General features: G+C 48.2%; 15 protein-coding genes. 7 read left to right on the top strand and 8 right to left on the bottom strand.

Annotated elements, in window-relative coordinates; translation table 11 throughout:
• Positions 1-13 precede the first annotated feature (13 nt).
• Positions 14-1036 carry an AraC family transcriptional regulator ligand-binding domain-containing protein gene (locus tag ACXAFQ_RS04505; protein WP_474818373.1) on the bottom strand — a complete coding sequence of 341 codons (1023 nt, stop codon included), beginning with the start codon at positions 1034-1036 and terminating at the stop codon, positions 14-16.
• Positions 1033-1932 carry a GGDEF domain-containing protein gene (locus ACXAFQ_RS04500; protein WP_474818372.1) on the bottom strand — a complete coding sequence of 300 codons (900 nt, stop codon included), beginning with the start codon at positions 1930-1932 and terminating at the stop codon, positions 1033-1035. The genes ACXAFQ_RS04505 and ACXAFQ_RS04500 overlap by 4 nt, the downstream gene beginning before the upstream one ends.
• 355 nt (positions 1933-2287) lie before the next feature.
• Here ACXAFQ_RS04500 and ACXAFQ_RS04495 point away from each other — a divergent pair, with 355 nt between their 5' ends.
• Together ACXAFQ_RS04495 and ACXAFQ_RS04490 are read left to right on the top strand one after the other, a co-directional pair.
• Positions 2288-4981 carry a TonB-dependent receptor gene (locus tag ACXAFQ_RS04495; RefSeq protein WP_474818370.1) on the top strand — a complete coding sequence of 898 codons (2694 nt, stop codon included), beginning with the start codon at positions 2288-2290 and terminating at the stop codon, positions 4979-4981.
• 81 nt (positions 4982-5062) lie between these two features.
• A complete protein-coding gene (locus ACXAFQ_RS04490; protein ID WP_474818369.1) occupies positions 5063-6934 on the top strand; it encodes a phytase in 1872 nt (623 codons plus the stop codon).
• 60 nt (positions 6935-6994) lie between these two features.
• On the opposite strand, the gene ACXAFQ_RS04485 is transcribed toward ACXAFQ_RS04490, so the two are convergent.
• Together ACXAFQ_RS04485 and ACXAFQ_RS04480 are read right to left on the bottom strand one after the other, a co-directional pair.
• A complete protein-coding gene (locus tag ACXAFQ_RS04485) occupies positions 6995-7417 on the bottom strand; it encodes a CBS domain-containing protein (RefSeq protein ID WP_474818368.1) in 423 nt (140 codons plus the stop codon).
• Positions 7418-7512: 95 nt separating this feature from the next.
• Positions 7513-8526 carry an isoaspartyl peptidase/L-asparaginase family protein gene (locus ACXAFQ_RS04480; protein WP_474818367.1) on the bottom strand — a complete coding sequence of 338 codons (1014 nt, stop codon included), beginning with the start codon at positions 8524-8526 and terminating at the stop codon, positions 7513-7515.
• A 131-nt stretch (positions 8527-8657) separates the two neighbouring features.
• Between ACXAFQ_RS04480 and sbcB the strand changes: the two genes are divergently transcribed.
• Together sbcB and ACXAFQ_RS04470 are read left to right on the top strand one after the other, a co-directional pair.
• Positions 8658-10091, top strand: coding sequence for an exodeoxyribonuclease I (gene sbcB / locus ACXAFQ_RS04475; RefSeq protein WP_474818366.1), 1434 nt, complete (start codon positions 8658-8660; stop codon positions 10089-10091).
• Positions 10092-10286: 195 nt separating this feature from the next.
• Complete coding sequence (locus ACXAFQ_RS04470; RefSeq protein ID WP_474818365.1) at positions 10287-11861, top strand: DUF342 domain-containing protein; 1575 nt, start codon at positions 10287-10289, stop codon at positions 11859-11861.
• Positions 11862-11880: 19 nt separating this feature from the next.
• On the opposite strand, the gene ACXAFQ_RS04465 is transcribed toward ACXAFQ_RS04470, so the two are convergent.
• From ACXAFQ_RS04465 to ACXAFQ_RS04450, 4 genes are all read right to left on the bottom strand, one after another.
• Complete coding sequence (locus tag ACXAFQ_RS04465; RefSeq protein WP_474818364.1) at positions 11881-13281, bottom strand: transporter substrate-binding domain-containing protein; 1401 nt, start codon at positions 13279-13281, stop codon at positions 11881-11883.
• Between the two features lie 213 nt (positions 13282-13494).
• The gene (locus tag ACXAFQ_RS04460; protein WP_474818361.1) at positions 13495-14043 is read right to left on the bottom strand and encodes a PEP-CTERM sorting domain-containing protein; all 549 of its coding nucleotides are present in this window, start codon (positions 14041-14043) and stop codon (positions 13495-13497) included.
• A 61-nt stretch (positions 14044-14104) separates the two neighbouring features.
• A complete protein-coding gene (locus tag ACXAFQ_RS04455) occupies positions 14105-17236 on the bottom strand; it encodes a S8 family serine peptidase (RefSeq protein ID WP_474818360.1) in 3132 nt (1043 codons plus the stop codon).
• A 413-nt stretch (positions 17237-17649) separates the two neighbouring features.
• Positions 17650-18825 carry a thiolase family protein gene (locus ACXAFQ_RS04450; protein ID WP_474818359.1) on the bottom strand — a complete coding sequence of 392 codons (1176 nt, stop codon included), beginning with the start codon at positions 18823-18825 and terminating at the stop codon, positions 17650-17652.
• A 248-nt stretch (positions 18826-19073) separates the two neighbouring features.
• Between ACXAFQ_RS04450 and ACXAFQ_RS04445 the strand changes: the two genes are divergently transcribed.
• The 3 genes from ACXAFQ_RS04445 to ACXAFQ_RS04435 are packed head-to-tail and all read left to right on the top strand — an operon-like array spanning position 19074 to position 22316.
• Positions 19074-19484: a MerR family transcriptional regulator gene (locus ACXAFQ_RS04445; protein ID WP_474818358.1), complete on the top strand. Its 411-nt coding sequence runs from the start codon at positions 19074-19076 to the stop codon at positions 19482-19484.
• Complete coding sequence (locus ACXAFQ_RS04440) at positions 19481-20650, top strand: isovaleryl-CoA dehydrogenase (RefSeq protein ID WP_474818357.1); 1170 nt, start codon at positions 19481-19483, stop codon at positions 20648-20650. Before ACXAFQ_RS04445 ends, ACXAFQ_RS04440 begins: the two co-directional genes overlap by 4 nt.
• A gap of 55 nt (positions 20651-20705) precedes the next feature.
• Positions 20706-22316 carry a carboxyl transferase domain-containing protein gene (locus tag ACXAFQ_RS04435; RefSeq protein ID WP_474818355.1) on the top strand — a complete coding sequence of 537 codons (1611 nt, stop codon included), beginning with the start codon at positions 20706-20708 and terminating at the stop codon, positions 22314-22316.
• Positions 22317-22324 lie beyond the last annotated feature (8 nt).

The raw sequence follows: 22324 nt of genomic DNA, 5'->3' as shown, positions 1-22324 counted from the left end.
CGGCACGCTGCGTTTAGTGACCTCTGAGTTCGCTAGGAGTACGCCCGGTCCAGCGTTTTACAGCCCGGCGAAAATTGGTTAGGTCGGAAATGGCCATGTTCAGCGCGCTTTGCTCGTTAGTTAATCGGCAAATGCGCAGTAAAAATACCGCCTGTTCACGGCGCACTTCGTCGTTGAGTGCAGAAAAGGTGGTATTACATTCTTTAAGTTTACGTTTTAGCGTGGCGGGGCTTATATCAAGGGCTTGAGCCACGTCCAGCGCAGCAATCTGAGGGTTACGCGTAACTATATTTCTAATAATTTGCGGTAACAAGCCCCCTACTTTTCGCGTTTTTGCGAAATGGTGAACCGAAGCCATAAGCAAAAAGCCGTCGGCCCTGGAAAACGGTTCAACCAATGCGTTTTCAGGAACAGTCACACTAAAACAAGGTGAATCGAAATGTAACTTTCGACCCAGATACATTTCGAATTCTGCGATGTGTCTGGGGCGGCTGAAAGGGAAATGGAAGGTTAGCGGTAACCGGTGACCACACCACAGTTTACTGAGTGAGACCATGGCTGAACAAACAATCATCGATGCAATACCAAACGCTTTGTGATGGCCAGCGGCATCTCTAAACGTGAACAATCTGGCACTGCCCTGACGATACTCACCAAATGATACCAGTGGGCATACCTGATTAACAAAGGCCGACAGTAGCCGTAAAGCCTGATTTAAATCGCGGCTGTAACCCAGGGCATTCAAAAACCCTTTGTTGTGTGACGTTGCCAACGCTTGTCCAATAACAAACCCTAGCTCTCTTGCACCGCTCAGTTTTTCCGCATTAACCAGTAATGCGGCCAATTGCAGCGCCGACACCTTTCCGTTATCCCGGATGTCTGCTTCAAATATCCCTGTACCGCGCAGTAATTTATGTTCAGCCACGCCCCGGGAGCGACAAATATCGACCACGACCTGGCATAGCGGCTGCGCAGGAATATACCGTGTGTCCTGAGCTATCACCCTGTTAGACATCATTAATTGCCATTTACTCATGCAGCGTGGAAGTCCCGGCTGTTGAGTCGGCTTTGCAGCATACACAGTAGATTATCGGCATTAGTGCCATCGTTAATATTCAACACTGACACCCGGGCAGACTGGAACAATGCCGTGGTATTTGCCCCGCATTTAAACGCGAGATGACGTATGGATACCTGAATATCACTCGCTAATCTTGTTGCGGATTCACAGGATAGTTCCGGCATTAGGAACACAAATCTGTCACCGGCAAAACGGCACACGAGATCCGATGCTCTGACATGCATTATTAGTAAGCGGGCTATGTCTTGTAAGAAACGATCACCTTCCTGGTAACCGTGATTTTCGTTGAACGACGAGAATCTATTAATATCCAGCATCATCACACAGCCGCTAAGCTGATGAGATTTGGCATCGTTCACCCGCGCCCGCCAATAGTCGGCCTGATAAAGCTGAGTCACCGGATCGATTTGCTCGTGATTCCGATACGACCACTCTCTGCGCTCAAGCTGGCGATTCAGCGCCTTTTGTTCCTTATGCCAGCCTATGAGTGCCGCCGACATCACCACCATGCCAAAAGCAGCTGGCATGGATTCAAGCATACTCAACCATTCATGGGCAGCCGAGTAGCTCATACTCTCATCGAGAAAATCGAGTAATGCGGTAAAAGCAAAGCAATTGAGTCCTGCCACTAACAAGGTGGTTACCCTGCCCGGCGGACGACTGATGATCGCGGCGACGATCCAGGTTAAAGCGAACAACAATACGCAGCCTTCGCCAAGTACATCAAACCAATCGATTTCTGCTGCAGGACGCAATACACCGTGGGATAAACTTAAGTACACAGCAATGCTCTGCGCGCCTACACTGGCACCAATCAGATGACTCTGTCGGTAACGATATACAGGATTCATAATACCTCGATTAATACAACCATCAGGCTGGCTGTCATGGTGACTTGATTCGATTTAGCAGACTTAATATCTTGCCAGCCTGACAAAGAACAGGGTCATATTGGCTCATGAATGTGACAATCCCATGATAACTTTCTCGCCTAAACCGTGAATTTTCCTAAAAAGCGCTATGACATCAGCATGTTAGCGAAGGGTCATTTAGGCTCACGCTTTTACCAAAAACACAGAATTTTATTAAAAACAGTGATTTATGACAGTCTCTGTCACGTTTAAGTCACAAATTTGTCATCAACAGTTTTTAGCGTAGCGGCCAGCATTTTGACTCAACAATAAACTTCTTTGCAGGAACGCTCACATGCCACGTCTTTCGAAACTGACTCAACATTGCCTTGCAGCACTCAGCTTAAGCACTTTTGCACTTACTGCTAATGCCGGTGAAATTGCCGGCCAGCTGACCAATAATGACAACAGCCGGGTTTTCGCCGGCGCTCAGGTGAAAATCCAAGAACTGAATCTCACTACGGAATCTCGCCGCGATGGCACGTTTCGTTTTACTGCACTCCCTGCAGGAACCTATACGCTTCATATCAGCTACCTGGGCGCTCAGCCGGTAACAGAAGTGGTTTCGGTAACTGAAGACGGTGTTGTCACCCCGGTCATTTCATTGTCTGACAACGGCAAAGCCATTGCTGATATTCTGGTGAAGGGTCAACGCAGCGGCCAGGCCAGCGCCATTAACCGTCAGCGCGTATCAGATAGGATCTCCTCGGTTGTTTCTGCCGATGCCATTGGACAATTTCCCGATCAAAACGCCGCAGAAGCCTTACAGCGCCTACCTGGCCTTTCCATCGAGCGAGACCAGGGCGAAGGCCGGTTTGTTGGCATTCGCGGTATCGATCCTAACCTGAACAACGTGACCATCAACGGCCTGAACATCCCTTCTCCGGAGTCTGGTGTACGTTCTGTCGCCCTCGATGTTATTCCTTCTGAACTGATTCAAACCCTGGAAGTGTCTAAATCTGTTACACCAGACATGGATGCCGATGCGATTGGTGGTTCCGTTGAAGTAAAAAGTGTCAGCGCATTTGATTATCAGCAAGACACCGCAAAACTGACCCTGCAGGCCAGCCACAATGAGCTGGTAGATGAAACAAGTCCTAAGGTTTCTGGCAGCTACACACATCGTTTCAACGAGTCGTTTGGTGTTGCTGCTGCGTTGTCCTGGTTTGAGCGCGACTTTGGCTCAGATAATGTGGAAAGTAACGGTGACGACGAAGTAGAACAACGTGATTATCAAATCACCCGGGAACGTCTGGGCGCAGCGGTTAACTTTGATTTCCGTCCAGACTTCAACAATCAATACTTCCTGCGCACGCTGTACAGCGAATTCTCTGATGACGAATTCCGTCAGGCTAACGTTTTCACTTTCGACGGCGAAGACTCTGAAATCGAGCGTGAGAGTAAAGACCGTAAAGAAACCCAAACCATTCTTACTATCGCCGCAGGTGGTGAGCACCAGTTGGACAACTGGGATATTAACTGGCAGTTGGGTTATGCAAAATCTGACGAAGATGAGCCAGGCGGCGTTTACTATGTGTTTAAGCAAGACAACAGCAGTATTTCAGCCGATCTCGACACCATGAAGCCCCAGGTTCAGCAAAATGCTGAAGCCATGGACTTGTCACTCTACGACCTAGACGAAATCAGTTATGAAGATAATTACACCAAAGATGTTGAGAAAAGCGCCAAAATTGACTTCATTCGTTCCGTGCAATTGGGTGACTACGCGGGTGAATTTAAGTTTGGTAGTAAGTACCGTTCCCGGGAAAAAGATCGCGACAGTGGCATCTATATTTATGACGGCGATTTTGAAGGCATCACCGGAGAGGCTTTCGCAGCCGCGCAGCCAGACTGGAACATTGGCAACTTTGGCGATGGCCTGAACCGCGGAGCCCTGCGCAGCAACTTTGAGGCTAACCGCAACGCACTGGAACTGGCCGAGTTAGACTCGGAAGTTGAATCCAATGGTGCGTCTTACGTGAATAAAGAGGACATTTTTGCCGCCTACGCCATGTTAACCGCCGACATTGACGCACTACGTGTTGTCGCCGGTTTGCGCTACGAAAAAACCGACTTCAGCACCAACGGCATGCGTGTAGAGCTGGTAGAAAACGAACAGACCGACGTTGAAGAAGTCATTAACACACCGTGGAATTCAGATCGTGATTACGATTACTGGCTACCCAGTGTAAACCTGCGCTACGACTTGAATGACAAAGTGGTTTTGCGTGGTGCTTATACACAAACCATTGCCCGCCCAAAATTTGAGGACGTGGCCGCTTTCCAAATTATCGAAACCAAAACAGAAGAAGACGGCGACAGCTTCGTGACAGTTCGTGAAGCTGAAGTGGGTAATCCTGAATTACAGCCATACGAATCAGATAACTTTGATTTATCAGTAGAATATTACCCTGGCGCTATCGGTGTGGTATCTGCCGGATATTTCTACAAAGATATCGACAATTTTGTGGTTTATGCCGACGTTGCCGGTACTGAAGGTTGGGAAGGTTATGATGAAGTCATACAGCCGTTGAATGGCGAATCTGCCAGTCTGCATGGTTTGGAATTATCATGGGTAAAAGCCTTCGATAACGGCTTTTTAGTATCTGCTAACGGCACCTTCTCAAATTCCGATGCGACCACGCTGGTTGACGGTGAGCGCTTTGAAACCAGTTTACCTAATCAGTCTGACCGTATTGGCAATCTCACGTTAGGTTATGAAAATAATCTGGTGAGTCTGCGTTTAACCATGACGTACAAGAGCGAGAACTTTGAGGAAATTGATGGCGATATGCTGCGCATGGAAGACGATCATCACCAACTCGATTTTTCCGGCAAGTACTATATCAACGACGATATGATGTTGTATCTCAATGGTGTGAACCTCACTGATGAGCCATATTACAACTATTTCGACCAGCGTAACCGCAATGCACAGTATGAAGAGTACGGCCGCACTTTTGAAATTGGCTTTACCTGGCAGATGTAAAACGCCGGCAGATGCGGCCGCTGGTCGCATCTGATCTCTCATAGATTTATCGTTTTCTCATAACATTAACCGAGACTTCCAGTGAAAAATACCTTCTTCCCCCTTTCCTTTTTATTCTCCAGTTTGCTCCTCGCACCTTGTAAAGTAATGGCTGACGATGTGTTCGCAATCGCAGAGCCTCAGGCGTTTTCTGTAAATGGTGCTCAGCTCACCCCGCTAGCAATGAATGAAAAGCTTTTCTACCTGGTGACCAGCGAAACCGAAGGTTTAATCCTTACCAATGAAAAAGAACAGCCTGTTGCGACCCTGGCCGGTCACTTCGCTCAGTCCGATGTGCTCGTCACCGACAGCGGCTTTATCGTTGCAGCACTCAACAACGATACCTATGGTGTTGAATTGTTCCGTTATACATTCGCCAATCATGCATTTTCCCCGCTCACCACGGTAAATGCAGGCTCCGCAGATTTGGAAGCCGTCTGCCTGTCATCGGTAAACGACAAACTTAATTTGATCACGGGTGATGCCCTCGGCCGCATGCAGCAGTTCTGGCTTGAACACGACAAAAACATTGCCATGCGTACAGTAAACGTGGGGACCGGGCTGAAAAACTGTCAAATCGACTCGATGAATGGAAAGGTATTGCTAGCAGATGAAAACGTGGGCTTGTGGCAGTATGACAATTCAGTAGAAGCCGGTGATGGCCGTGATCTGATTACTTTACCCGATATGGCGGGCATAGAAGGCGTTGGCGTTTATAACGGCCTAACAATGCTGGTATCACCAGATATCAACGCCGTAGGGATATTGCAAGATTCGACCATTAACTGGACCACCACCAACGGCGATCACAAATGGGAAACCATCCGGTTTACGGCATACAACGATAACGCAATTATAGGCCTGTACGACGATAAAACGGAATCCCTTTATACCGTGCGCTTCGCCCTGCCCGCCGAGGCGGAACCCAAAGTTTCCACAAGCGCGAGAGTCGACGCCTACCTTACTGCCTTCGCGCAAACCGATACCGTTGCACGATTTGGCGATGCTGCTGACGATCCGGCGATCTGGTATTTGACCGATTCGCCGGAGAAGTCCATCATATTGGGTACCGATAAAAAAGGTGGGTTGGACTTGTTTGATTTATCCGGCAAACGTTTACAGCATTTGCCTGTTGGCAGGGTGAACAATGTGGATGTGCGTACCCATTGGCAGACAAAGCAAGGTACGTTCGACATCGCCGCTGCATCGAACCGCACTAGCCGTACCGTTGATATTTTTTTACTCGATGCTGATACCCGCACGGCAAGCACCGCGAGTAAGCTAAAATCTAATTTGAATGATTTGTATGGCCTATGTATGTATCACAGTGACAAAGGTGAACTGGACGTACTGGTTAACGATACCGACGGTCACGTTGAACGCCACCGTTTAACGATGCAAAACGATAGCATCACCAGCCGAATTATTGATACCTTTACCGTGCCTTCACAGCCTGAAGGTTGTGTGGCTGATGACGAAACTGGCATGCTGTATTACGGCGAAGAAGATAAGGCGGTGTGGATACGTGATCTAAATAATATCGACGCCACACCGCGCATACTCGCTCGCGTTGGCGGACCTATCCAAGATGATATCGAAGGCATGTCGTTGTTCGATGTAGATGGCGAGCGCTATCTCATCATTTCGAGCCAGGGTAATCATCGCTATGGCGTGTTCAGTACCAAAGACCATCGCTTGTTGGGCACGTTTGCGATTGCTGCAGACACAGATGCGGGAATAGACGGCGTGTCTGAAACCGATGGGCTGGAAAGTTTGTCAGTATCTTTTGGAGAAAGCTTACCGGAAGGTCTGCTGGTGGTGCAGGATGGCCATAACGTTATGCCTTCGCAACAGCAAAATTTTAAGCTAGTATCGGGCTATCAACTGGCCGAATTTATTCGCCAGTACCGCTAAATAAAGTGATTCTATTTAGAAAAACAAAGCCGGCTCGCAACTGCGATCCGGCATTTCTATTTAGCTGGCAATGCGGCTGTAACCCGATTCCAATTGCTTATCGATAGCCCGGAGGATGGCCGCACGGTTTATTACGCCTACCAGTACGCCATCTTCATCGATAACCGGAAACACCCGTGGTCGTTCGGCAATGAGGCGCTGGGCAACTTCAAGCACAGAATCCCAGGGTTTTACCGCGCTTATTGTGGTTTGCATGATGTCTTTCACCCGACAAACCTGTTCACGATAATAAGTCGATTCAATCATTTGTTTGAGACAATCCTGCTCAGACAAAAAACCGACAACCTGCCCTTTACTATCTTGAACGGCTCCCCCTGTTTGTTTGCTGGCCAGCAATGTCTCCACCGCGGCTGCTACCGTCATTTCTTCGGTTAACTTCACCGGATGATGGTTCATATAATCGCTTACTTGCAAAGATTCCATATTTAGCCTCCAGTCCGCCACATTAGCGCTTTCTTTCAGCCTAGACGCTGTTATCAGGTTATGCGAGTTGCCAGCCGCCAAATCTCACATTTTTTTTACAAGTCGGCCCATTCACCATAAATTCCAACAGAAAGCTTACCGTGCTTATCAATTTTGGCCCGATACATTCCCGCAGAATTAAACGGCGTCGCAATGTTACCCTCGTGGTCGATGGCGATAATGCCGCCGTCCCCGCCCACCGGTTTTAGTACATCAAAAATAACGGTATCAGACGCGTCTTTAAGACTCATATTCTGGTACTTCATACGCGAGCAAATATCTGCCGCCACGTGATAGCGGATAAAGTACTCACCGTGTCCCGTTGCAGACACCGCACAGCTGTCGTTATCTGCCCAGGTTCCGGCACCAATCACAGGCGAATCGCCGATGCGGCCGTAACGCTTGGCGGTCATTCCGCCGGTGCTAGTGCCGGCGATGAGGTTACCTTCGGCATCCAGTACCACTGCGCCAACCGTACCAAAACGTTCGTTGCCTTGCTGATCGCCGTATAACCCCGCATTTTCCATGCGCTGTTTTACTTTTTTCAACGACTCAAAACGGCGTTCCGTATCAAAAATGTGGTTATCCACCTGCTCTAAACCTTGCTCTTTGGCGAAGGTTTCGGCTCCTTTACCAGATAGCATCACATGTGGCGACTGATGCATAACGGCGGCTGCCGCTGCAATGGGACTACGAATGGTTTTCACACCCGCTACAGCGCCTGCATTTCGCGTACTGCCATGCATGAGCGACGCATCTAGTTCATGTTCACCTTTCCAGGTATACACCGCACCAATACCGGCATTAAAAAGCGGTGAGGTTTCCAGGATCTGAATGGCGGCGATTACGGCCTTTTCGCCCGGCTCGCCCTTTTCTAGAAGGGCATACCCGGTAGATGCCGCTTCTGCCAGCTTCGCTTTATAAGCTTGCTCAAGTTCCGGGGTAAAATTCTCTTTTAAAATAGTGCCTGCACCACCGTGAATAACAATGGCAACGGGCTTTTCGGCAGCTACGGCTGGGGTAAGTAAATTAGCGGCACCGAATAAAACGGCGGTTATGACTGCTTTCATGTGTGAATCCTTTATTATTGTTGAGTTATTAACCGAATTGGTGTGTCAGCCAGCCCCTTCGGCTAGCATGGTGAAAACGGCGCTGGTATAGTGCCTGCGCACAGTAATAACACAATGGACATGCATTACCAATGACACAAAACACGCCTTCCCTGCTATGGTACGATTTTGAAAGTTGGGGGGCCAACCCACTCAAAGACAGTCCTTGCCAGTTTGCCGCAATACGTACAGATATGGCACTGAATGTCGTTGGTAAACCCATCAATATCATGGCGCAAATCGCCAACGATACGCTTCCGCATCCACAAGCCTGCCTGATCACCGGACTCACCCCCCAGCAATCACTTCGTGATGGCATGACAGAGGCTGAATTCGCACGCAAAATTGCCGAGCAGATGAGTCAGCCAAATACCTGTGTGGTGGGTTATAACAGTATCCGGTTTGATGATGAGATGACCCGCAGTCTGTTGTATCGCAATTTTTATGACCCCTATAGCCGTGAATGGCGAAATGGCAACTCCCGCTGGGATATTATCGATCTTGCCCGTGCGTGCTACGCCCTGCGACCTGATGGCATTACCTGGCCTACCCGGGAAGATGGCAGTCCGATATTTAAGCTTGAAGCCTTAACCAAAGCCAATGATCTCGAACATGGCCAGGCCCATGATGCGTTGTCTGACGTGAGAGCAACCATTGCGCTGGCTAAGCTTATTAAACAACACCAGCCGAAACTCTATGACTACGCGTTTAGTTTACGCAGTAAGCAAAACGTCATGAAACAAATTGACGTGACTCAACCATCGGTGGTGTTACATGTTTCTTCCAGGCTGCCTGCTTCACAGGGCTGTACCACCTGGGTCATGCCCGTAGCGATGCACCCAACCAATGCCAATGCGATTATTACGGTGGACTTGTCGCAGCCTGTCGATATGCTCCTTGAAGATGACGCAGAGACCTTGCGGGAAAAGCTGTACACGAGCGCAGAGGATCTTGGCGATACGCCCCGCCCCGGGCTCAAACTGATTCATATTAATCGCTCTCCGTTTGTTACCACGGCGAAAGCGATGACCGAAGAGAACGCCGCCCGTCTAGGCTTGAATCGTGAGCAGTGTTTGCAAAACTACAAAATCTTAGCCAACTATCCGAATCTGCAGGCGAAACTTTCCAGCGTTTACAATCAGCCTTATGAAGAAAGTGACGATGATGCAGACTATACGCTTTATAGTGGCGGTTTCCTCTCCGATGCAGACCGACGTTGGTGTGACGAAGTACGTGAAACACCACCTGAACTGCTTGATCGTTTGAGCGAGCAAACGCAAAACCCAACATTACGCACATTATTATTTCGCTATCGTGCGCGTAACTTCCCCTCAACCCTCACAGCCGATGAGCTTCATCGCTGGCAGGCCCATAGACAGTACCGTCTTACCGACAAAGATTCACCGGCCACAATTACCCTGGAGCCGTTTTTAATGGAACTGGAACAGCTGGCGCATGAGCATGAAAATGATCCCGATAAACAGGCGATTTTGCGTGCACTTTACACTTACGCGCAAAACCTTTGACGGAAACGCAAAAAAGCCGATAGAGTAAGCCTAAGGTCATGAATAAATGTAAAGACTTAGCGGCATGATGCCGATAGGTATGAAGCGCAGCAGTATTGTGGATAAAACATGAAAGGAATTGCTTTCAATTATAATAGCGACACGCAGTATGTTTCACTTATTTTGCTTCCTGGGGACATGGAAAAGGAGGCGGATATGGACTGGATCAAAAACGCATTGCAAGAAAATGGTTACGGTGATTTTTACCTGTCGCAAAAGGCGTTGAAATCTGCCTGTGATAAAGCGAATTTGTGTTTTAAAACCGGTGACAAAACGGAAGTGTCTGCTGAAATCGCCCAACTGCGCCATGCAGAAGTCGACTTCACCATTAGTGAAGATAACCTCTCTGCGACTTTGCGCCTTACCACACCCTATGGTGGCCGTATGCCTAACGCGATCACCATTCGCAATCTGGCTTATAAAAACCGTATCACCCGCGGTGTCGGCATGCGCCATATTAATAACCTGCTGAAAGCTGCTGAGCGTGCCGAACCCGGAAAAGTATTTGAAGAAATCATTGCCAAAGGATTGCCGCCGCGCACGGGTAAAGGTTGTCGGTTTATTCCGCTGGTGCCCAATGCTTTAGAACGTATCTTACGCCCTCAACTTGATGAGAACAGTAAATCGGATCTGCGAAATTTAGGCGACGTCATTTGCGTGAAAACAGGCACGCCTGTGCTAAGACGTACCCCCCCGACGCAAGGCCGCAAAGGTTTCGATGTTAGAGGCAACGTGCTCTATCCCAAACCCGGCGAATGGACAGATTTTAAAATGGGCACGGGTACCAAGGTGTGCGAAGAGGATGACAATATCCTGCTGGCAACTAAATCCGGTATGCCTAAATACAATGACCTGCGAATGAACATTGATGAGACCTTCATTTGTAATGGCGTGAATGTGGGCACGGGTCATGTTACCTACGATGGTGCGGTGCTGGTAAATGGTGACGTGGCAGAGAACATGCGTATTAAAGCCACCAAAGACATCACAATTAACGGCTTTGTCGAATCCGCGACTATCGAGGCTGGTGGCGATATCATTATTACCGAAGGTGCCATGGGTAAGGTGACATCCAACACCGATGGCTACGGCTGCGTGCTTATTGCTGGCGGTAGCATCCATGTTCAGCATGGTCAGGGTATTGAAATTAAAGCCGGTAAAAACCTGACTGTTGGTCGTCAGTTGGCCTACAGTAAAGTGCAAAGTGGCGGTTCTGTCACCGTGGGTAATATCCAGAAGCCCATGGGCAATTTGTTTGCCTGCGACATTACGTGTCAGGATAAAGTCGAAGCAGGCACCTTAGGGGCTATCTCGGGTAGCACCCTGAAAGTTGATTTTTCTGATGGCATGAGTGCCCTGCTTGAACGAAAAGAGTCAACAGAGGAATTGCTTCGACAACTCAGAGAAAACAATTCCCGCCATCGTGAAAAACTCAATGTGATTACCAATCGCATTTTACACAAAGGGTTAGAAAACAAAGTCAGCGAGGCAAAAAGTTTACTTACCAATGAAAATGCTTTACTCAATTGGTTAGAACAAAAGGCAGCAGAACTGGCTTCCATGAAAGAGGAATATCAGCGCCGCATTTGTTTAAAAGCGAATAAGCGGATATACGCCGGTGTATCGGCAAAATTAAACAACAGAAACTGGCGTTCAGAACGGGAATATGAACGCTGTCGTATTCGCTACGAAGGTCATAAATGGCACTACGAGCCTGACACCTCAGCCTGATAAAAGCTACCAGACCGACCTATTCAGACACCATGACACAGTTCCCGCCCTGGCGACGGGAAGCACTGATAGCCCGGTGCAAATCGTCGCTCCATTCCTGGTACGTTTGGCCATTCTGAAGCTCTGCTACGCCAATATAATACGTATTCGCAGGCTCTGATTCATCGATTAACATAGAAAGCAGACGTTGCGCTAGGTGACGTGCTGCAGCAAGTTCTGTTTGCGGGCAGAGGATCACAAATCGGTCTGGCTCACTTCGCCCCGCTATGTCTACATCTCTCACCGTCGACAAACAAAGTGATGCCAGCTTTTTACACAGCGCATCACTTGATGGGCCCGCCGATAGCGGCTTTTGGCCGACCATAATATTTACAGCGATAAGCGTACACGGCGAATGGAAACGTTGGAACCGTGAAATTTCTTCTTCACATTTTTGCAGTACATAGTTTCGGTTATACAAACCGGTCACGGCATCACGGGTGGAGAGAAACTCCAGTGTTCGGTTTCTCTCTAATAACGAGGACTGCAAAATTTCGATTTCTTCGTCTTTGTAAGCGATTTCGCGTCGATACTGTTTCAATAAACGCTTGCGCCATCCTATAAAACCAATAAGTGCCAAACCGAGAAAAGCCACGGTGATTACCTGGACGTAACGGGTTTGTTTTACCTGTCGGACTGAATTCCATCTTTTATAAATCTCAACCCGGCGAACTTCTGGAATTGCATCAATGGCTTTGTTTAGCTTTGGCAGTAATTCTGAATAGTTTTTATTCACGCCAAAAGACAACATATCAAACGGCTCCGCAAAGCCCACGATCTTCAAATCAGTCAGGTCGTTCGCATTTATGGCTGAATAAACGCCCATGAGTGAACCGACCATGAGGTCAATATCTCCGGAAGCCAGTTTGTTCAGACCATCCAGTTCCGAGTCAACATACTCAGTAAGAATTTCTGGATAGTATCTCGCCAAGTATTCGGCATGACGATACCCGCTAACAATGCCTACCACCCGATTTCCAACAGCCTCAAAACCTTGGAGCATAGGCGTATTGTCTTGACCGATAATCACATTAGGCACTTCAAGATAAGGATGCGAAAAAAGGAGAAAATGACTTCGGCTGGGGGTACGATTGATCATAGTAGTCACCATACAGCCACCGGACTCTACAGCCGCCATGGTGTCTTGCCAGTTTTCGGTAGGAACCAGCTTGAATTTGTAGCCGGAAAGCTTACTGATAAGAGACAAATAATCAGCTGAAATGCCTATGTGCTGACCATTCCGCAATGCTTCGTAGGGCATCCAGTCTGGATCGATACAATAAGTCACTGTGTCTATTTCTGTTTGTGCAGCGAGTGTTTGACAAACAAACATCATCGAAAACACAAAAGCAAAACACAATTTGGCGAAACGCTTCAACAAAAACAACCTCTTAGAAAATTACAGCGACAACCTTATCAGTATCTCTTATCAATACGCACTAACGCAATGCTACTTTTTGAGAGTTAATATTGTAGTGACAAAAATGACAAATAAGTATTACTTTAATCGAATCATCTAGTCTATTCAAAGCAGGTATTAGACGCATAAAAAAACCTCCCGAAGGAGGTTTTTTAAAAATAAAACTTGCAGCAATTAAGCGCGGCGACGTGCAACCAAACCACCCAATGCCAGGGCAAACAGCGCCAGGATTGATGGTTCCGAAACATCAACGAAAGAGCGTGATGTTACAATACTGCCGTAAGCGGAAAAATCTGGCAGGTAACCGTCCACTTCGCTAAACGTTTCAAAATAATTAAAAACTGGATCATAATCATCAATAACAAATTGATAGAACCAAACATCACCAGGATAGGTATCTTCGATGTCAGCAGACAAAAATTCAATACCGGCAAACAGGTTATCTACATCAATTGAAGCGTCGATCTCATTAAGAATTTGAGGGATCCCAGCTGAGAAATAAACCTCAAAGTCAATAATATCAAAACCCATATCATCTAGAACATATACCTGCCCCATACCGGAGTTAATCAGCATATCGTCCAGCTCGAACGTTAAACTAGCTACATCAATGCCATCAATAGATACTGTTTCGGTGATGATTGCAGCATTAGATTGGGCTGCAAACATCATTGAACTCGCAGCTAATAATGCTGCACTAAAAAGTGATTTTAAGTTTTTCATGTGTACTTCTGCCTATTTTAGTAAGAGCGCAGCACCTGTGCTGCGCTCAATTTTTTTAAGATTATTGTTTAATGGCTTCTACCAGGGTCGTGCCTTGATTCACACCTTCACCATCGAAGAAGGTAACTGTACCAAGGTAAGGCAGGCCAGATTCCATACCACGAGTTGTAATGTTCACGTTGTTTAGACGACCATCAACGGCACGTCTTGACATGCTGAAACGACTGCTACGATCCTGCCCTTCAGACACCCAAACTGGCATCTGGAAGGCAGTTTCTTCAGCACCGTTTAGATCCCAACCGTGCACCCAAACAATATAGAAGTCACCTGCCCCTGCATTCGCAGCCGGCTCGGGGTTAACCAACGTAACTTCTTCATCAGAACCTGCTAATGCCGATACGCCTACTTGTGAACAAGAGTATGAAGCACAACGGTAAACGTAAAGGTCTAAGTCCGTCCCAGCTTGTTCTACCAGACTGTCATACAGACTGAAGCGAACGACACCGGTGCCTTCAGGAATTTCAAAGAAAGACGTGGATAAACCAGGTTCGTTGAACGAGAAGCTGCTGTCAGGGTCTTGTGCTACGGAATCGCTTACCAGGCCAGGCGCAGCCAGGCTGGTGTACTCGATAGAAGCACGACCGGTATAGTTCATCTGCGCCGTGAAGAATCCACGACCACGACTATTAATAGGCACCGCAACAGCCTCTGGCGCTACGATGGTTTCATCTGGCACAGGCATTACAGCTACCGGGCTACGAACTACGGTACCGTCAGCACCAGTTAGAACGATTGCACCAAATACCCACTCGTCAGCTACTGTCGACGCTGTTTTAGCGATAGTTACCTGGAATGGTGAAGTCGCAGCAGGGTCAACTTCCAGCATGTTACCGGCTAACGGTTCTTGCGCAGTGTTGTAACCTTGAACAGTCACATCTAGCGTTTCCAATCCTTCAACAGAAATGGAGTAAGCACCGCCAGAACCCGTTGCATCGGTTACCCAACGAAGAATCGTTTCTTCACCTGCCAACTCACCAATCGCAATTGACGGATAGTTCAACTGTGAAGGATCAGTTGGGAAGTTATACGCTTCGTAGGTTGCACAATCGATACCAGACTCACTGATAACGAAAGACTCTTCATCTAAACCACACATAAAGCTCATGTAGTCGTAGAAGGTCGCATCGAAAGTCAGGCCAGGTTCCATTGCAGAAACCGGCGCGGCATGACCTGCACCAAAGTCGAAAGGATCGGCGGGTGTAGAACCATCTTCTTTCGTTACACCTTGATACGCCGACGTCATCAGTGCAGATTTAACCTGCGCCGGTGACCATTCTGGATGTTGGTCCATCAGCAGTGCTGCCATACCCGCAATATGCGGAGAAGACATGGATGTACCACTCAAGTAAGCAACCTGACTGCCCGGCTCACCAAACATTGGCGTGTCGGTTGTCGCAGCAAGAATACGTACACCCGGTGCAGTAATATCAGGTTTAATGACATCCAAGGTTGAGCCATTTGGACCACGGCTTGAGAATTCAGCCATGATATTACCCACTTCCTCAACAGGTACGAACGTACCAGCGCTCATAGTGACACTTACATTGCCACCTTCAAGCGCTGCAGAGTAAAGCGCGCTGCCCACGTCAAGGGTAACCATACCACCCGGGATCTGGCCAACGTAGTCACCGCCCATGCGGGTTACACCACCGCCATTGTCGTATACCACTACGGCAGTAGCGCCAGACTCAACCGCACGGGTTACTTTTTGTGTAAATGCACAAGAGCCACGTTGGATAAGCGCGATATTGCCTTCGATGTCGGCTGCGTTATCTAATGGTGTTGCGGCATCACCCACGTAACAAGCTTCTAGCGGCTCTGCAACAACCAGTGAGCCAGTCACTGGGCCTGATTCGCTAAGCGGCAGTGTGATAGAACCTTCGGTGAATGCAACCGTGTCGGTTTCGTCGTAAGCAGTCACTTCAAGACCATTCGCAACAGATTCGCCATCGTAAGTCGAGGCAGCAACGGTTGTTACCCATGGTGCAGGTGTGCCAATAGTGGAAGGCGTAGGGCCTGAGTTACCCGCGGATACAGATACAAAAATACCTGCCTGAGCAGCACGTAACATAGCAGCCGTTGACGGATAAGTCAGGTCGGTACGGCTACCACCAATTGAGAAGTTGATAACATCAACACCATCAACAATGGCTTGATCGATGGCGGCCATGCTGTCACTGGCAAAGCAGCCAGCTTCATCGTTGCCTTCAGGGCTGGTGTAGTTAGAGTTCCAGCAAACCTTGTACATGGCAACACGAGCGCGAGGAGCAATACCACTCATCACACCAATTTCCGTGCCATTCATGATAGCTGGCACGCCTTCGTTACCCGCCGCCGTGCTGGCAGTGTGGCTACCATGGCCATCAGCATCACGAGGTGATTCAAATTCACCTAGCCCGTATTGGATGTCATAAACGGAACTGAACGTTTCATTGAAGTAACGTGCACCGATGAGTTTATTATTACAGGTAAAGGTACCCTCTTGGGCTTCTTCACCGGTATCACAAGCGCCGCTCCAACCTATGTCACTGGGGTCGCTGTATGTGCCGTCGTCGGCGAAACTTGGATTTTCTGGCGTGATACCCGTATCGAGTACACCTACAACAATGTCATCACCTTTAATGCCCAGAGTGTGTTGGCCATCAGGGCCTGTGAGCCCTAAAAATTCTGGGGTACTGGCAGTATCAACTTTAACCAGTTGATCTTCCCATACATTGGCAACGTTTGGATTTGCGCGAAGGGCTTTAACCTGCGCTGGAGTCAGCTTTGCGGAGAAACCGTTGAAGCTGTGAACATAGTTATGAATGATTTTAACGCGGCCAGATCGATTAGCTACGATGGTCTGTTGGCGTTTTAGCTGATTAGTGTAACGACGAAGCCGATTGGATTTGGCGGAATACTGGTTGCCTTTACTGGCAACAAGTTGTCGATGTGGGATAAGTTCCCCAATTTCCTCTGCGTAGGTGATACCTGGTTCCTTTTTCATCTGAACGATGTAAAGGCCAGAACTTCTTTTGACATTAGCTGAAGCTTCACTGAGTGAAATCTTCGACAAGTCTTGAGGAGCAATCTGTTGAGCGTTTACTGCGGTTGTCATACCCGCAGATACCGCCATTGAGATTACTGTTCCCAATAGTTTCTTCTTGAATGTCATATTGCTGCGTCTCCCATTGACACTTTTTGTTATTGCGGCTTCCGTCAAAATCGCAGCAAGCGCTGCGTTAAATCGGGAATTATTCTACGAAATATCCACTTCGTCAGAACCCGCTTCTGGATTTACTGCATTTATTATTATTCCCGATGTATTTTTGACTTCCGTGACATCGGTGAGGAATAAGTTATACAAAAAATGCACCAAGAAATATAGGAGACTGATATAAAAGAACTATATTTAATTGTGTAATATGAGATTTTACTAAAGTGTAAATTAAATTGACATTTTACGGCTCAAAAAACGAGCAATTTCAGATATTTACAATTAAATTAATATACAAAAAAGCAGCATAAACATGCTGCTTTTTGAATAAACCGCTTTGATGAATATAACTAGATCATTTCAACAGCCAGTGCTACACCTTCACCGCCGCCAATACAAAGTGATGCCACACCTTTCTTAACACCTTTATTAGCAAGTGCATGTAACAGAGTTACCAGAATACGCGCACCCGATGCGCCGATGGGGTGACCTAGCGCACACGCACCACCGTTAATATTCACTTTGTCTGCATTCAGACCCAGCTTTTGAATGGCAAGCATGGTCACCATGGCAAACGCTTCGTTAATTTCCCAAAGGTCAACGTCGTCTTTTGTCCAGCCGGCTTTATCCAGGACTTTCTCCATCGCGCCGACGGGTGCCACAGTAAACAGTTCTGGTTCAATGGCATTGGTCGCGTGAGCCACGACTTTAGCCAAAGGCTTTAAGCCCAATGATGCCGCTTTAGATTCAGTCATCACCAACAACGCGGCTGCGCCATCAGAAATCGAACTGGAGTTTGCCGCTGTGACAGTACCGTCTTTTTTGAAGGCAGGACGCAATGAAGGAATTTTGTCGGGGCGAGCCGCGCCAGGACCTTCGTCAGTGTCTACAATGACATCACCTTTACGTGAAGACACAGTAACGGCACAAATCTCGTTACCAAAAGCACCGCTGTTGATGGCTTCGTTTGCACGCGACAGAGAAGTCAGCGCGTATTCATCCATCTGACCACGGGTCAAACCTTCGTTGTCTGCCGTATCCTGAGCAAAACAACCCATAGCCTTACCGTCGTAGGCATTTTCAAGGCCGTCCATCATCATGTGATCGAGCACTTTACCGTGACCCATACGATAACCTGAACGAGCATTTGGCAACATGTAAGGCGCGTTACTCATGCTTTCCATACCGCCAGCCACAACCACGCTCGCACTGCCCGCCTGAATAATGTCATGGGCCAGCATTACCGCTTTTAAACCCGAACCACAAACCTTATTGAGTGTAATTGCCCCCGCAGACAACGGCAGTCCGGCTTTAAGTGCAGCCTGTCTGGCTGGCGCCTGCCCTAAACCTGCTGGCAACACACACCCCATAATGACTTCGTCAATTTCACTTACGTCAACATCTGCACAAATAGCTTTGATTGCCTCAGCGCCCAATTCCGTGGATGGCACAGAAGATAAACTGCCATTGAACCCACCCATGGGCGTTCGCTTTGCTGCCACAATTACTACCGCTTCGTTGCTCATAGTTGTATTGCCTCACTTGGTTAGAAAAAGATCCTTTACTCATACCGCGTAAATTATAGCCAGTACATCATACATTTGAGAAAAACGTAACAGAAACTTTGCAGTTATTGACGCTACATTATTCATACATTACCTTAACGTTAACTATCATTTACGTTAACGCAAACCTGCAAGGATGATTTATCGTGTTGTTCATCTGTCAACATGGCGCACCAATGCAGGATTTACTGGTTTAAAAGGCATGCTCAATGACTACCGACAAAAAAGAACAGCAAACTTACACCATTGGTGAACTGGCAAAGGAATTTGACATTACTCCCCGGTCAATCCGGTTTTACGAGGAACAGGAATTAATCAGTCCAACCCGAACGGGAATGAACCGGATTTATAACAATAAAGATCGGGTACGGCTAAAACTCATATTACGCGGCAAGCGGTTGGGCTTTTCGTTGGCGGAAGCAAAAAACTTGTTTGAGCTTTACGACAGCAACCCGGATTCCGCAATGCAGCTTGAAACCATGCTTAGTATGACCGAACAAAAACGCGCTGTTCTTCTTCAGCAGTTGGAAGATATCCAGATGCTAATGGGGGAACTCGACGAAGTAGAAGCGCGTTGCCGGGAAGAACTGGCTGAATTAAAACGAGGACATAAAGAATGACAACATCTTACCCTACCCTGAATTTCGGCCTTGGCGAAGACATTGACATGTTAAGAGAACACGTCAGTCAGTTTGCCAGCCAACAGATTGCCCCACTGGCCGGTTCGGCCGATGAAGACAATCAATTTCCAAATCAATTATGGACACAATTCGGGGAGATGGGTTTGCTGGGTGTCACCGTATCAGAACAATACGGTGGTGCAGAGATGGGCTACCTCGCCCATACCGTTGCCATGGAAGAAATCAGCCGCGCCTCAGCGGGGATCGGTCTCAGTTACGGCGCCCACTCAAACCTTTGTGTGAATCAGATCTACCGAAACGGTAATGACGCCCAGCGTGAAAAATATTTACCGGGGCTGATAAGCGGTGAGCATATTGGTGCCCTGGCCATGAGTGAACCTAATGCGGGTTCTGATGTGGTTTCCATGAAACTGCACGCAGAAAAGCAAGGCGATAAGTACATTCTCAACGGCAATAAAATGTGGATCACCAATGGTCCCGACGCCCACACTTTTGTCATTTACGCAAAAACCGACACCAATGCTGGACCCAAAGGGATTTCTGCTTTCATCGTAGAAAAAGATTTCCCTGGCTTCAGCCGGGCTCAAAAGCTCGACAAACTGGGCATGCGTTCTTCCAATACCTGTGAACTGGTATTTGAAGATTGCGAAGTGCCTGCTGAAAACCTCATGGGTAACGAGGGTGATGGTGTACGTATTCTCATGAGCGGCCTGGACTACGAGCGACTGGTACTTTCTGGCGGTCCACTTGGCATTATGCAAGCCTGTATGGATGTGGTTGTTCCTTATATTCACGACCGTGAGCAATTTGGCAAATCCATTGGCGAGTTCCAACTGGTGCAGGGCAAAGTGGCTGACATGTATACCCGCATGAATGCCGCAAAGGCTTATGTATACGCGGTAGCGAAAGCTTGTGATCGGGGTGAAACCACCCGCAAGGACGCTGCCGGTGCCATTTTGTATTCTGCTGAACTTGCCACCAGCATGGCGTTAGATGCTATTCAACTGCTCGGTGGAAATGGCTACATCAACGAATATGCGACCGGCCGTTTACTCCGCGATGCCAAGCTTTACGAAATTGGCGCAGGCACGTCAGAAATACGCCGAATGCTGATTGGCCGCGAGCTGTTTAAAGAATCTGAATAATAACGAAAAGGTGGCTGAAGCCACCTCATTTACCTAACGTCATTAAGGAGGGGTTATGCCCGTTCTGTCTTCGTCAGTTAATCCCGCATCAGGGAGTTATCAGGACAATGCTGCTCACATACAAGCATTGGTAGAGGATTTACAGCAGAAAGTTGCCCAGATCGCCCAAGGTGGCGGCAGCAAGGCAGTAGAGAAGCACCACAAGCGAGGAAAGCTGCTCGCCCGTGAACGTATTGACACACTACTCGACCCGGGCTCACCTTTTCTAGAAATTGGTCAGTTCGCTGCCTGGGAAGTCTACGAGGACTACGTTCCCTGTGCTGGCGTGGTAGCGGGTATTGGATTAGTAAACGGGATACAGTGCATGATTGTGGCGAATGACGCCACCGTTAAAGGTGGCACTTACTATCCGCTCACGGTAAAAAAGCACCTCCGCGCGCAAACCATTGCGGCAGAAAATCATCTTCCCTGTATTTATCTTGTCGACTCCGGCGGTGCGAATCTGCCCCGGCAAGATGAAGTCTTTCCCGACCGCGAACATTTTGGTCGTATATTCTTCAATCAAGCCAATATGTCAGCGCAGAATATCCCCCAAATTGCTGTTGTCATGGGCTCGTGTACGGCAGGCGGCGCCTATGTTCCCGCCATGGCGGATGAGAGTATTATTGTTAAACAACAAGGCACCATTTTTCTTGCTGGGCCGCCTTTGGTAAAAGCCGCCACCGGTGAGGTGGTAAGCGCAGAAGAACTGGGCGGTGGCGACGTGCACACCCGCACGTCTGGCGTGGCCGATCAATTGGCGAACAACGATCATCACGCCTTGGAAATGGCCCGCAATGCCGTAAAAAGACTGAATAGAAGCGATACGGCTTGCCAGGCTTTCAAGCACCAGTACGCAGAGCCCCGTTACCCCGCTGCCGATTTATACGGGTTGATCCCGAAAGACAGCAAGCAATCATTCGATGTGCGTGAAATCATTGCCCGGCTTGTTGATGATTCCGATTTTGATGAATTCAAACCCCTCTATGGCACTACCTTAGTGTGTGGCTTCGCCAGCATTTTTGGTATTGAAGTTGGCATTGTTGCCAATAACGGCATTCTGTTTGGAGAAAGCGCCCTCAAGGGAGCACATTTTGTGCAGCTGTGCGCGCAGCGTAAAACACCGTTGATATTTTTACAGAACATCACCGGTTTCATGGTAGGTAAACAGTATGAAACCAGTGGCATCGCGAAGCATGGTGCCAAAATGGTGACCGCCGTCGCTTGTGCACAAGTACCGAAAATTACCCTGTTGATCGGCGGTAGCTTTGGTGCTGGAAACTACGGCATGTGCGGCCGCGCTTACGATCCTCGCTTTTTGTTTATGTGGCCTAATGCCCGTATCTCGGTAATGGGCGGTGAGCAGGCTGCTGGCGTACTGGCGCAGGTAAAACGGGACCAGAAAGCCCGCAACAATGAGGCCTGGTCAGAAGAGGAAGAACAAGCTTTCAAACAACCTGTTATCGACACCTATGAAAAGCAAGGTCACCCATACTATGCATCGGCACGGTTATGGGACGATGGCGTGATCGATCCTGCCGATAGTCGTCGGGTGCTTGGTCTGGCTTTAGCCGCATCGTTAAATAAACCGGTCGAGGAAACACGTTTCGGCGTGTTCCGCATGTAAGGAGAACG

This window comes from Alteromonas sp. ABH2_165, from assembly GCF_056159945.1.
The sequence above is the reverse complement of the archived record's forward strand: the minus strand, read 5'-3'. Positions and strand labels throughout refer to the sequence as shown.